General features: G+C 41.0%; 8 protein-coding genes. All 8 read left to right on the top strand.

Annotation, left to right across the window (positions count from 1 at the left end; genetic code table 11):
* Positions 1-87: 87 nt before the first annotated feature.
* On the top strand, positions 88-1,374 hold the full coding sequence (locus V6R96_RS02015; protein ID WP_111958776.1) for an MFS transporter: 1,287 nt from the start codon (positions 88-90) through the stop codon (positions 1,372-1,374).
* 43 nt (positions 1,375-1,417) lie between these two features.
* On the top strand, positions 1,418-2,389 hold the full coding sequence (locus V6R96_RS02010; protein ID WP_111958778.1) for a glycoside hydrolase family 130 protein: 972 nt from the start codon (positions 1,418-1,420) through the stop codon (positions 2,387-2,389).
* 118 nt (positions 2,390-2,507) lie between these two features.
* Positions 2,508-4,742 carry a GH92 family glycosyl hydrolase gene (locus V6R96_RS02005; protein ID WP_336377836.1) on the top strand — a complete coding sequence of 745 codons (2,235 nt, stop codon included), beginning with the start codon at positions 2,508-2,510 and terminating at the stop codon, positions 4,740-4,742.
* A 29-nt stretch (positions 4,743-4,771) separates the two neighbouring features.
* Complete coding sequence (locus tag V6R96_RS02000; RefSeq protein ID WP_336377835.1) at positions 4,772-6,199, top strand: glycoside hydrolase family 125 protein; 1,428 nt, start codon at positions 4,772-4,774, stop codon at positions 6,197-6,199.
* A gap of 34 nt (positions 6,200-6,233) precedes the next feature.
* Positions 6,234-8,558, top strand: a complete 2,325-nt coding sequence (locus V6R96_RS01995) for a glucosamine-6-phosphate isomerase (RefSeq protein ID WP_336377834.1) — start codon at positions 6,234-6,236, stop codon at positions 8,556-8,558.
* Between the two features lie 75 nt (positions 8,559-8,633).
* Positions 8,634-10,772, top strand: a complete 2,139-nt coding sequence (locus V6R96_RS01990; protein ID WP_336377833.1) for an endo-beta-N-acetylglucosaminidase H — start codon at positions 8,634-8,636, stop codon at positions 10,770-10,772.
* A 53-nt stretch (positions 10,773-10,825) separates the two neighbouring features.
* Positions 10,826-13,240 (top strand): endo-beta-N-acetylglucosaminidase H, encoded by a 2,415-nt coding sequence (locus V6R96_RS01985; protein WP_336377832.1) that lies wholly within the window; start codon positions 10,826-10,828, stop codon positions 13,238-13,240.
* A gap of 142 nt (positions 13,241-13,382) precedes the next feature.
* Positions 13,383-14,258 (top strand): ROK family protein, encoded by an 876-nt coding sequence (locus tag V6R96_RS01980; RefSeq protein WP_336377831.1) that lies wholly within the window; start codon positions 13,383-13,385, stop codon positions 14,256-14,258.
* Positions 14,259-14,262: the final 4 nt, after the last annotated feature.

Below are 14,262 nucleotides of genomic sequence, written 5' to 3'. Positions count from 1 at the left end.
GTTTTAAAGATTCTTCAATTTTAGTTTCGTTTCAATTCGGAATGATGCTTTTGAGAGGCCTTCTTTTCTTTACTATTTTATTTGAATATGGGAAACAATAAGTCTGAAACTCGCTCAGTAAAACCGATCCTCTGGATCTCTACATTATATTTTGCAATGGGAATACCCTTTGTGACCATTAATGCGGTTTCCGGAATTATGTACAAGGATATGGGTGTTTCAGATTCCAAGATTACATTCTGGACAGCGCTTATTATGTTTTCCTGGACATTAAAACCTCTATGGAGTCCTTTTCTTGAGATCTATAAAACAAAAAAGTTCTTTGTTGTTGCAACTCAGTTTGCCATAGGAATTCTGTTCGCTTTGGTTGCATTAACGCTTCCTCTGCCGGATTTTTTCAAATATAGTATTGCTCTTTTTGCGGTCGTTGCATTCTGCGGAGCCACACATGACATAGCTGCAGACGGGACTTATATCAATTTTTTAACGAACAAAGAGCAAGCAAAATATATCGGATGGCAGGGCGCTTTTTACAATCTGGCCAAAATCATAAGCAGCGGAGTTCTGGTTTATTTCGCGGGAGTTTTGGAGAAAACCAAAGGAGTCACCAATGCCTGGATGATCATCATGGGAATTTATGGTCTTTTGTTTTTTGCCCTGGCTTTGTACCATTATGCTGTTTTACCGAAAGAAAATAAGCAGGAAAAAGAAACCAGAAAAGCAGGAAATGTCCGTAAAGAGCTTTTGGAGGTGATCATCTCTTTCTTCAAAAAGAAAAATATCATGTGGGCGGTACTGTTTATTATCCTGTATCGTTTTGCAGAAGGATTTGCGATAAAAATCGCTCCCCTGTTTTTTAAAGCTCCGAGAACTTCAGGAGGTCTTGGATTATCCACATCGGATATTGGGCTTATTTATGGGACCTATGGTTCTGCAGCCTTTATTTTGGGATCTGTGTTGGCGGGCTACTTTATTGCTGCCAGAGGATTGAAAAAATCTTTAATCTGGTTATGCTCAGCCTTTAATATTCCATTTATAGTTTATGCACTACTGGCCTATTTCCAGCCGGCAGAACTTCTTCCGGTAGGAATTGCAGTTGTAGTCGAATATTTTGGCTACGGATTCGGTTTTGTAGGACTCATGCTTTACATCATGCAGCAGATCGCACCGGGCGAACATAAAACTGCTCACTACGCTTTTGCAACCGGGATTATGAATCTTGGGGTAATGATTCCCGGAATGTTCAGCGGGATGATCAGTGATTGGGTAGGTTACAAAATGTTTTTTATCTGGGTACTTATTGCTACCATACCTGCTTTTGTCGTGACCCTTTTGGTTCCGTTTTCATATCCTGAAAAACTAAAAGAACACTAAATCATTTTATTAAATACATTAAATAAAAAAGTAAAAATACTTTATGACATTTCAACCAGCAAAGATCCCTTGGCAGGATCGTCCGGAAGAGAGCCGGGATATCATGTGGCGTTACTCTGCAAATCCGATTATCAACAGATATGCAATACCTACGTCCAACAGCATTTTTAACAGTGCGGTGGTTCCTTTTGAAGATGGATTCGCAGGAGTTTTCCGTTGCGATAACAAAGCAGTGCAGATGAATATTTTTGCAGGTTTCAGTAAAGATGGGATCAATTGGGAGATCAATCATGACCCGATTGATATGAAAGCCGGAAATACAGAAATGATAGAATCGGATTATAAATATGATCCCCGTGTTGCCTTTATAGAAGACCGATATTGGATCACGTGGTGTAACGGATACCATGGACCTACTATAGGAATTGCCTATACTTTTGATTTTAAAGAATTCTTTCAGTGTGAAAATGCATTCCTTCCCTTCAACAGAAACGGGGTTCTTTTCCCTGAGAAAATAAACGGTAAATATGCCATGCTGAGCAGACCGAGTGATAACGGGCATACGCCTTTCGGAGATATTTACATCAGCTATAGTCCGGATATGAAATACTGGGGCGAACACCGTTGCGTGATGAAAGTAGCACCGTTTGAAGACAGTGCATGGCAATGTACAAAAATAGGGGCAGGACCTGTTCCGATTAAAACGGATGAAGGGTGGCTGCTTTTTTATCACGGAGTGATCAATACATGCAGAGGGTTCCGTTATTCTATGGGAGCATCACTGCTTGATCTTGAAGATCCGTCAAAAGTATTATACAGAACGAAACCTTATCTACTGGCTCCGGCAGAATTGTATGAACTTACGGGAGATATTCCGAATGTAGTTTTCCCGTGTGCTGCCCTTTCAGAAGGAGATAAGGTAACTGTATATTATGGAGCAGCGGATACCGTTGTGGCCATTGCGTTTGGATATATTTCTGAAATTATTGATTTTATGAAAAAGAATTCGCTGTAAGCGGATTCAAAATATAAATAATATACCGGTCACTGCTTGTTGAAATCATTGTTTCGGTTTTTATATTGTTAAATAAACTCCTATCTTGAGAAATTTTTAAGATTTCCCTATTATGATTATGAAAAAAGAACTGCTTATATTTTTATCAATGATCCTATTTTCTCATGTGGGAAATGCCCAGCAACGGAAGGATGATGTTCTTTCATGGGTAGATCCGTTCATCGGAACAGGAGGACACGGCCATACATTTCCCGGAGCGACTACACCTTTTGGAATGATCCAGCTCAGTCCGGATCAGAATACTAAAAGCGGCGACTGGGACTGGTGTTCGGGATACCATTACAGCAGTAAAACCATTATGGGATTCAGTCATAATCATCTCAGCGGAACAGGTTGGGCAGATCTTGGAGATATTTTAGTGATGCCGACCGTCGGGAAAATAAAGATGCTTCCAGGTTCTGAGGACAAACCGGAAAGTGGCTACCGTTCAACATTCAGTCACGACAAAGAAACGGCTTCACCGGGATATTATTCCGTGATGTTGGACAGCTACGGAATTAAAACCGAGCTGACCGCTTCTCCGAGAGTAGGTTTCCATAAATATACCTTCCCAAAGAGTGAAGAATCCAATGTCATCATTGATCCTACCAATAAAATTTTCGGGAATATTTACCATACGCTGGTAAGCATAGAAGGAAACAATAAGATCAAAGGATACTGCTACAGCAACGGCTGGGGTGGAAAACGTTTTGCTTATTTCGTGATGGAATTTTCAAAACCTTTTAAATCCTATGGAACCTATTCTGAAGGAAAAATAAAAGAGAACGAAAAAATAGCGCTTGCTAAAGATGCCAAAGCTTTCGTGAGATTTTCAACTGAGGAAAATGAAAGTATAGAGGTTAAAGTCTCCTTATCTCCTGTAAGTACGGAAGGTGCCCAGGAAAACTTTGATGCCGAAGCTAAGAATGTGAATTTTGCACAGGCTAAAGAAACGGCTCAGAATACCTGGAGAGATCTAATCAACAGATTCCAGGTGACCGGCGGTACGGACGACCAGAGAAAAATCTTCTATACTGGAGTGTACCACACCTTTATCGCTCCTAATCTGTATATGGATACCAATGGAGATTATGTTGCTGCACAGGAAAATATGAATACTAAATGGTTTACCAACTACAGTACCTATTCCTATTGGGACGGCTTCAGAGCAACCCATCCTTTGCTGACCATTATGGATCAGAAACATACAAAAGAATTTGCCAACTCGCTGATCAGCAGGTATACAGACCGCAAAGATCACATGCCAATCTGGGAACTTTGTGGTTACGATAATTTTTGCATGCTTGGTTATCACAGTGTATCCGTAATCTGGGATGCCATTTCCAAAGGCGTACCGGGTATTGATCAGGAAAAAGCATTTGCAGCAATGAAAGATGCTTCTTTAACGGATAAAATGAGCAGCAGTGATGGTGGCGGAGGCCTTAATGATTATATCAAATTAGGGTACACACCATCTGAAAACGGGGCTTCAGTCTCTGCAACGCTGGAATACGCGTATGATGACTGGTGCATTCAGCAGCTTGCCGAGAAATTGGGTAAAAAAGAAGAGGCAGAAGTTTATAAGAAACGTTCTATGAATTTCCTGAATACATTCAACAAAGAAAACAACCATTTCTGGCCAAAGCAGAAAAACGGAGAATTCCTACCGGACTTTACTTTAAACGACTGGAAAAAACTACAGCCACACTGGGTTTCCGGAAATATATGGGCGTATGATTTCTTCGTTCCTCATCAGATTGATGAAATGATGAATTTATACGGAGGTAAAAAAGGATTTGAAGAAAAACTGGACAAAACCTTTACCGAAGAACTTAAAATGATAGGTGAGCAGCATGTAGATATTTCAGGATTCATAGGTTCTCTGGGATTCGGTGATGAGCCGGGACACCATGTTCCTTACCTGTACAACTATGCGGGAGCTCCTTACAAAACCCAGAAAATGGTCAAATTCATCCGTGATAATATGTATGCGGCAAAACCGGACGGGATTGTCAATAACGAAGACTGCGGCCAGATGTCTGCATGGTATATTTTCTCATCATTAGGATTCTATCCTGTAACTCCAGGAAAACCAGTATACGCAATCGGAGCGCCACAGTTTCCGAAAGCATCTTTAAAGCTGGAAAATGGAAAAACCTTCACGGTGATTGCGGATAAAATTTCCGATAAGAACATCTACGTTCAGAAAATGTTCCTGAATGGGAAAGAATTCAAAAGCTGGGAAATCAATCATAGCGACATTATGAATGGAGGCGAGCTGAAATTTGTAATGGGAAGCAAGCCTGTAAAATAGATCAAACAATAACGAAATATAAAAGTATAATGGAAAGGAGAAAGTTTATAAAGACAAGTGCACTGGCAGGAGCGGGACTGATGTTTACTCAAAATGTTTTCGCAAAAACATTAAGCGTAGAAAATTTCCCTGTAGTCCGCGTTCCGAAAGATAAAAGACATTTTACGAGTGAAGCGGTAGAAAGTGCAATTGAAGCTTTTAAAAAGAAAGTGAAGAATAAAGAGCTGTCGTGGCTTTTTGAAAACTGCTTTCCCAATACTTTAGATACCACCGTTTTTTATAAAGAAATCAATGGAACTCCGGATACTTACGTTATTACGGGAGATATTGATGCCATGTGGCTTCGCGATAGTTCTGCACAGGTTTTTCCATACCTGCAGTTCTCAAAAAAGGATGAAAAACTTCATAAACTGATCTCCGGGGTCATTCACAAACAGACAGAATTCATCCTTAAAGATCCTTATGCCAATGCTTTCTATAACGACGAAAATAAAATAAGCAAGTGGAAAGAATATGATCATACGGATATGAAACCCGGCACCCACGAAAGAAAATGGGAGATCGATTCATTATGCTATCCAATTCGTTTGGCTTACCATTTCTGGAAGACGACGGGAGATACAAAACCCTTTGATAACAACTGGCTGCAGGGAATCAAGCTTACTCTGCAAACCTTTACAGAGCAGCAGAGAAAAACAGATCTGGGACCCTATAAATTTGAACGTACAACAGCCTGGGCAACAGACGGAATTCCAATGGGCGGTTACGGCTATCCGACAAAACCTGTAGGATTGATCAATTCTATGTTCCGTCCGAGTGATGATGCTACCATCTATGCTTTCCTTATCCCTTCCAATTTATTTGCAGTCGTGAGTTTACGTCAGGCAGCGGAAATGGTTTCACAGATCAAAAATGAAAAAATGTTAGCCCAGCAGCTAAATAGCCTGGCTGATGAGGTAGACGCCGCCATCAAGAAGTACGGAATCTACGATCACCTTCAATATGGAAAGATTTATGCGTTCGAAACGAATGGATTCGGGAGTTATAATTTAATGGATGATGCCAACTGTCCAAGCCTTCTGGGCCTTCCTTATCTGGGGGCTGTAAAAGCTGATGATCCGGTTTATGTAAATACCAGAAATTATGTTTGGTCACAGGATAACCCGTTCTTTTTCAAAGGAAAACTTGCAGAAGGAATCGGCGGCCCGCACATCGGTCTTGATATGATCTGGCCGATGAGTATCATCATGAAAGCGCTTACTTCCAATGACAAGAAGGAAATAAAATGGTGTATAGAAACCCTGCAGAAAACTCATGGAGGAACAGGATTTATGCATGAATCCTTCCACAAGGATAACGATAAGAAATTTACCAGGGAATGGTTTGCCTGGGCCAATACATTGTTTGGAGAACTATTATGGAAAACCTTTAATGAGAATCCTGACCTGCTGACTTAAGGTTGTTCCCGTATAAAACAAAATACAAAACGTAATGGAAAAGAACAAAACTTTTACGCCCGTAGAACAGTCATTTTTAAATGATGTTCCACGCAACAATAAGGTAAATGTTCCCTATATCGTTGTAGATAACTTTCCGAATTTAGGGATGCTTACAGCCCTGCGCTTTCTGGAGTGGGTTCATGAAAACCCGGCCGGAGTCATCAGTCTTCCCACGGGTAAAACGCCGGAATATTTTATTTTCTGGACCCAACATATTCTTGAAAACTGGGACAACGAAAGCATCCTTGAACTGAGGAAGAAACACGGATTGATGTTTCAGGATAAACCCTCACTGGCAGAACTTTATTTTGTTCAGATTGATGAATTTTATCCTATACAGTCATCACAGGCGAATAGCTTTTATCATTACGTCAACAAATATTATATTGAAGGTTTTGGACTGAAACGTGAAAATGCATTGCTCATCAATTCCAATGAAATTCCTTTAGCAGAAGGCACGGGTTTTGAAGAAATTTTCCCGGATCATAAAGTAAACCTCGAGCTGAGATACCGCGAAGCCCGGAATCCTCAGGAAAAACTACAGAAAGAATCTATTTTTTTAATTGATAACTGGTGCTCGGAATATGAGCAGAAGATCCGTGGATTAGGTGGAATAGGTTTTTTTCTGGGCGGAATAGGTCCCGATGGCCATATCGCTTTCAATATCAAAGGTTCCGATCCTTACTCTACCACACGGCTTACATCCACCAATTTTGAAACCCAGGCTGTTGCAGCAGGAGATCTCGGAGGGATTGAAATTTCAAAGGAAAGGCTGGTGATCACCATTGGTCTGGAAACCATTACCTATAACAAAGATGCCGTAGCCATTATTTTCGCGGCAGGAGAAGCAAAGGCCCCTGTAATAAAAAATGCTCTTGAACTTCCGCCATCCAATATATATCCGGCCTCTGTTCTTGCAGGGCTCCCGAATGGAAGATTCTATATCACGTTGGGAGCGGCAAGTATGCTGAATGATTATATTGATGATTACTACCGTTCCGACAGCTGGTCACAGGAAAAAACAGACAAAGCCATCATGTCCCTGACCCGGAAGCTGAATAAATATGCGGAACATCTAACATTGGACGATCTCAGAGAAGATCAGTATACACAGCTTATTCCCGGCCTTGGCGAACATACCGTTCAATCTGTCATTGATTCCATTAACGGGAAAATCAAAAAAGGAACAGAAAGGCTCAGCAGCGAAGTTTTTTACCATACCGGACCACATCACGATGATATTTCTTTAGGATTGCTGCCTTATATCCACTATCAGTCGCGTAATGAGACCAATGCATCCCATTATTCGGTTCTTACTTCAGGATTTACGGCGGTTACCAATAAGTTTCTGATAAAAATTCTGAATGACACTCTTTATTTTGTGAAGAAAGATGAAATAGAAATGCTTCAGTACCCCGATTTTTTTGAAGCAGGATATAAAAATAAAAAAGATAAAGACGTCTACCATTACCTGATCAATATTGCCTCCGGAAGTGCTTACGAAAGATCGAGAGCCGTTTCCCACAGAATGGTAAGGAATATTGTTGAGCTCTGGAATCTCAAAAACAGACAGGATCTGGAAACCAGGATCAGTGAAATCATCACTGCCGTGAATTTCAGCTATGACGGACAAAATCCTGAGCCAAAGATCCAGACCTTAAAAGGAATGATCCGTGAATATGAAGAAGAGCTGGTATGGGCCCACTTCGGAGTGAGAACCAAAAATGTTCATCATCTGAGACTGGGGTTTTATACCGGTGCGATTTTTACGGAGAAACCCAACCGGGAAAGAGATGTTATCCCGATCCTCAAACAGCTGCGGGAGATAGATCCTACCGTAATCAGCCTGGCATTTGACCCCGAAGGCAGCGGTCCCGACACCCATTACAAAGTTCTGCAGGCCATAGCCGAAGCTGTAAGGGAATGGGGCAAAGAAAAAGATCTTTCAAATATTAAAATCTGGGGGTACAGAAATGTTTGGTATCAGTTTAATGCAGCGGATGTCACGCATATTTTCCCTGTATCGCTGAATGCCATGAGTACGATGGATGAAAGCTTTACCAACAGCTACATGAGCCAGGTGGATGCTTCGTTCCCGAGTTACCGTTACGATGGAAAATTCAGTCACCTTTCCATTCAGACCTGGGTAGAGCAACTGAAAGATGTTCAGCTGGTTTTAGGAAAACCTTATTTCTACGACAATGAAAGCCCGCGTCTCAGGGCGCCCCATGGACTGCTCTTTTTCAAAGAAATGGATGTGGAAGAATTTTTAAAATCGGCCCGTGAGCTGGAAAAGTCAACGGAAGGAGCTTTCTAGTCTGTATTTATATTGCAAAATTAAATTTCAAGGAAGAAATTTCAGATCATACCAAAAACAACTTAAAAAAACATTATGAAAAAAGCCATTACTATGTTGATCGTAATGATCATTCATGCCATTCCTGTGCTGAATGCGCAACAGCTTAATCCTACAGGAATATGCTATGTGGAGGTAAACAACAACAATATCCTGAATGCAGGTTCATACAAACTGCAGACATCAGGTAAATATTTGTTTAATGTCGTCAATATTTTTGCTGCCAACATCAATTATGATACAGGCAGAGGCAGGCCTTACCTGTACTGTAATAACAACGTTACAAAAGTGTTGACCAACGCAGATACTTACATAAAACCCCTTCAGGCAAAAGGAATGAAGGTGGTACTGACTATTTTGGGGAACCACCAGGGAGCAGGTATTTGTAATTTTCCAACCCGTGAATCAGCCAGGGATTTTGCCCAGCAGCTTGCCCATACTGTAAATACTTATGGGTTAGACGGAATTGACTTTGACGATGAATATTCTGATTACGGACAAAACGGAACCGGCCAACCCAACGCAAGTTCTTTTGTGATGCTTGTACAGGAATTAAAAGCTTTACTGCCGGATAAAATGATCACTTTTTATTACTATGGCCCTGCTGCTTCAAGACTTTCATGGAACGGACTTAGAGTAGGGGATTATGTCAACTACAGCTGGAATGCTATGTACGGAACTTTTTCCGCTCCTAATGTTCCGCCTCTTACCAATGCACAGATCTCTCCGGCAGCTGTATGGCTGGGAAATACTTCCAATTCCACTACAACCAGCCTGGCTACCCAGACGAAGAACGGCGGATACGGAGTATTTATGTGGTACGATTTGCACGGAACCAATGAAACATCACAGCTTTCAGCCGGAACACAGACCTTATATGGGGAACAGACTATCTTAAGCACTGCCTTACAGTCATGGACACAGGGAACCAATTGTGATGCCCCGATAGGATTATTTACCAGCAATCTTACAGGAACAAGTGCAAAATTAAACTGGTCAGCCGTAGGAACCAGCACATATGATGTAGATTATAAACCGGCTACTTCTACTACATGGGCGAATGTTGCAACAGCTACAACAGCTACATCTGTAACCATATCAGGATTAACAGCCAATACGGAATACGACTGGAGAATCAGAACTAACTGTAGCGTAAAGAGTACCTATATGTTTGCCCCGAGATTCAACAGCGGAACAGGAACAGCTCCTTCGGGATCGACCTCTCTTTCTTTGGATGGAAGCACGGAATCTGGTGCGGCGGGAACCATCAATCTAAGCGGATCTGCATTATCACTGGAGGGCTGGATAAAACCATCCTCTTTTAAATCGGCATCCCCTTATATTTCATCTCTTTTAGGAACGGAGGTAAGCGACAGCAATTCAGCATTTTTAAGATTAGGCGATGCCAATATTGCCAATAACAAACTGCAATTTGTGGTAAGCATCAATAATGTGCAGCAAAAACTGACCGCTGCTACAGCATTGAATGCCAATACATGGTATCATGTTGCAGCAACCTACGACGGTTCTGCCATGAAAATTTATATCAATGGAGTTCTTGATGCGACTAAATCCCAGACCGGAAGCGTTTCCTCCAACGGAGCTTTCAATGTAGGATATTTATACAATACATCAAGGAATTTCAATGGTAAAATAGATGAGGTTAGAGTTTGGAAAAGAGCATTAAGCCAGACAGAAATCAGCCAGAATATGTGTAATGTGGCCCTTCCGGCAACTTCTCTTACAGCCTATTGGAAATTTAATGAAGGGAGTGGTTCTTCGGTTCAGGACAGTTCAGGAAACGGAATTACTCTGACATTAACGGGAGTGGATGCTTCCAACTGGGGAACAGACGTGCCTTGTCCGGCAGGTTCTCAAAAAGTTTCAACAGCAAGAATCCAAAATGCAGGTCTTGAAGAAGTTACAGCAAAAAAGATAAAGCTATACCCGAATCCTGCAAGTAAATCTTTGCCATTTACAGTTTCAGTTCCCGACGAATATAATAAAGGAAAACTAACGGTATATAGCCTTACCGGGAATCCTCTGGAAACAAAAACAATCAATGCAGGAGATCAGCAGTATGATCTTTCAAGACTTAAAGAAGGCAATTATATCATTCAGTTTGAATCTCAAAATGGAAGCCTGAAACAAGCTGAAAAATTAATTATAAAATAAAAAATCATCATCGGGCTCCGGCCCGGTGATTTTACCGAAACTAAATTAATACTATGAAAAAAAAATCTATTCTTACCGCCCTGATCTTACTGGTCATTCACGGGGCATCCATACTTAAAGCCCAACAGCTCAACCCTTTGGGAGTCTGCTATGTGGAGGTGAACAACAATAATATGCTGAATGCTGGGTCGTATACTTTGCAGAACACAAACAGACAGCTTTTTGATGTAGCAATTATTTTTGCAGCCAATATTAATTATGATGTTTCCAAAAGCAGGGCCTATATTTCGAATAACAATAACGTCACAAAAGTCCTGAATGACGTCAATACCTACGTCCGCCCCTTACAGCTGAAAGGAATTAAGGTACTTCTGGATATCCTCGGAAATCATCAGGGAGCCGGAATTTCCAATTTCCCGAACCGTGAGGCAGCCCGTGATTTTGCCCGGCAGCTAGCCCATACCGTTTACACCTATGGTTTGGATGGGGTGGATCTTGACGATGAATATGCAGGCTACGGAAATAACGGGACTGGGCAACCCAACAGCAGCTCTTTTGTAATGCTTTTGCAGGAGCTAAAGGCAGCAATGCCGGATAAGCTGATCACCTTTTATTATTTAGGACCGGCAACTTCAAGACAAAGCTACAACGGTGATGCAGCCGGAAATTATATCAATTACAGCTGGAATCCCTATTATGGAACTTACAGTGCACCTTCCGTACCGCCTCTTACCAATTCCAAGCTTTCTGCAGCAGCTACATGGATACAGAATTCAAATCCTCAGTCCACTTCTGCTGCTACTCTTTCCACTTTGGCAACCAATACAATTAATGACGGTTATGGCGTTTTTATGTGGTACGATCTTAACGGAGTTAATAATGCTAGTTATTTAAGCACTGGGTCAAATATTCTGTACAACGAAAATACCTTGCTTACCGGACCGCTTTATTCCTGGGCCCAGGGAGATGCCTGTGACCCGCCTCTAGGACTTGAAGCGACTAATACCACCGGAACTTCAGCTAAATTAAACTGGACAGGCAATGCTTCCCAGACCTATAATATTGATTATAAACCAGCTAATTCAACTACTTGGACAAACATTGCAAGTAATTATTCCGGAAACAATATTATGGTTAATAACCTGACGCTGAATACGGATTATGACTGGAGAATACAGTCGAACTGCTCAGCAACTATAAAAAGTACCTATTTGTTTGCTCCCCGTTTTAATTCCGGCAGTACATGTGGAACACCCTCTGGAATGAAGTCTGAAAGCTTTTTGGGAACAACCACCAAAGTATCATGGGATGTGGTAGCAAGTGCTTCCGGCTATAATTTACAGTATAAAACAGCTGCAGCAACAACCTGGACTGATGTTCAGAATATTTCCACAAACTCTTATACCTTACCGGGATTAACGGAGAATACAAATTATGTATGGAAAGTACAGGCTGTATGTGGTGGAACAACCACCAGCGTATATTCGGGAGAGTCAACATTCAACAGTGGATTTGCTCCCGTGCAGAGCCCTGGCGCAAGATCACTTTCTTTTAACGGAAGCACAAACTACCTGAATGCAGGGCAATTTAATCTTAGTGGAAACGCAGTGACATTTGAAGGTTGGGTTAAAGTAAATGCCTTCAAACCCAGTTTTCCCTATATCTCATCAGTAATTGGAATTGAAGTGGGAGATAGTAACTCTGCAATGCTGAGATTTGGAGATGGGAACCTGGCTAATAATAAGCTGCAATTTATCTTAAGCTTCGGATCTGCTCAGGTAAAACTTAACAGTGTTACAGCATTGACAACTAATATATGGAATCATGTAGCTGCAACCTACGATGGATCAGCAATGAAAATCTATATCAATGGGGTGCTTGATGCCAGTGTAGCTGCTTCCGGAAATTTTACAGCAAACGGAATTCTTTATCTGGCCAGAAATTATGATAATTCCCGTACCCTTAACGGATTCCTGGATGAATTCAGGGTTTGGAAAAGAGCATTGACCGCTTCAGAAATTCTTACCAATAACTGTAACGTTCCGGCCGGTTCTCCCAATCTTGAAGCCAACTGGAAAATGAACGAAGGCAGCGGAAACGGGGCTTTAGATGCTACAGCAAACACTCATTTTGCGACTCTGGTCAATATGTCAGCTTCCAACTGGCGAACAGATGTAGCCTGTGCTGCCGCGTTATCAACAAAAGATATTGCTTCAGAAAAAAATAACATGAACTACGCTTATCCAAATCCTGTTAAAAAAGGAAATGATATTCATTTTACCATTAAAGATAAATCTGCCAGTGAAATCACGTTATATGATATGGTAGGAAAATTAATAATGAACCAAAAAATTAATAAGAATGATGTGGTTATTAATACCGGGAACTTATCTGCAGGAACTTATATTTATAAGATCAATTCAAAAGACGGTAAGATGAAATCTTCGGGAAAGGTGATCATAGAATAAAATTTGAATCCTCAACAGGCGTATAAAAAGTAAAAATAAAATTAGGGGATTTAGGATGACAGGCGGGGAGTATAAAATACTTTCCTGTCTGTCCCTTTTAATGAAAAAGAATAATTTATACAGAATATAAAGAAAGAATATAATGCAGAATATAGTAGGAATAGACATCGGTGGCTCGCACATCACCATGGCCCAGGTTGATCCTGAAAAACGTGAAATTATCAGTTCTACCTATGTGAGAGAACATGTGGACTCCTTCGGGGCACGCGAAACCATTTTTTCTTCCTGGATCTCAGCCATCGAAAAAGTGATCCATAACCTTGTCAGAAATGAACTTCTGATCGGTATAGCCATGCCGGGTCCTTTTGATTATGAAAATGGAATATCGCTGATGCAGCAGGGGAAATTTATTGATATTTATAAAGTCAATATTAAAGACGAATTAGCTCAAAGACTTTCAGTTTCCCCGGATCAGATTCATTTTGTGAATGATGCCGGAGCCTTTCTTGAAGGGGAAGTTTTTGGCGGTTGCGTACAGGACTATAATAAGATTTTTGGTGTAACCCTCGGGACAGGTCTGGGAACAGCTTTCTATAATGGAGAAACAGCTTCAGATGAAGATTTATGGGATTCGCCTTTCAAAGATTCTATCTGTGAAGATTATCTGGCAACACGCTGGTTTGTGAATCAGTATGCGGCATTAACCGGTAAGAAAATTTCTGGCACCAAAGACCTGCTGGACCAGCCGGAAGATATACAGACTCAGATATTTGATGATTATGCAGATTCATTTGCCGGGTTCATTATAAAATATGTAAAAGACTATAACCCTGAAGTGCTGGTCATTGGCGGAAATATCGCAAAAGTGTATCCTTACTTTAAAAAGAGGTTAAATCAGCATTTAGCAGAGCATAAAATCAATCTTCCTATTAAAATTTCTGCTATTTTTGAAGATGCAGCTATTCTTGGTGCTGCAGGGTATGCTTTGAAAAAAGCCAGGATCAATTTAACAAAATGATATC

This window comes from Chryseobacterium sp. CCNWLW53 (assembly GCF_037083525.1).
In the GTDB taxonomy this organism is placed as follows: Bacteria; Bacteroidota; Bacteroidia; order Flavobacteriales; family Weeksellaceae; genus Chryseobacterium; species Chryseobacterium lathyri.
Note: the sequence above shows the minus strand (reverse complement) of the source record. Positions and strands in the feature narration are given on the sequence as shown.

Coding starts and splice junctions, on each gene's coding strand:
- V6R96_RS02015 (WP_111958776.1), top strand. CDS start 88: ATGGGAAACAATAAGTCTGAAACTCGCTCAGTAAAACCGATCCTCTGG.
- V6R96_RS02010 (WP_111958778.1), top strand. CDS start 1,418: ATGACATTTCAACCAGCAAAGATCCCTTGGCAGGATCGTCCGGAAGAG.
- V6R96_RS02005 (WP_336377836.1), top strand. CDS start 2,508: ATGAAAAAAGAACTGCTTATATTTTTATCAATGATCCTATTTTCTCAT.
- V6R96_RS02000 (WP_336377835.1), top strand. CDS start 4,772: ATGGAAAGGAGAAAGTTTATAAAGACAAGTGCACTGGCAGGAGCGGGA.
- V6R96_RS01995 (WP_336377834.1), top strand. CDS start 6,234: ATGGAAAAGAACAAAACTTTTACGCCCGTAGAACAGTCATTTTTAAAT.
- V6R96_RS01990 (WP_336377833.1), top strand. CDS start 8,634: ATGAAAAAAGCCATTACTATGTTGATCGTAATGATCATTCATGCCATT.
- V6R96_RS01985 (WP_336377832.1), top strand. CDS start 10,826: ATGAAAAAAAAATCTATTCTTACCGCCCTGATCTTACTGGTCATTCAC.
- V6R96_RS01980 (WP_336377831.1), top strand. CDS start 13,383: ATGCAGAATATAGTAGGAATAGACATCGGTGGCTCGCACATCACCATG.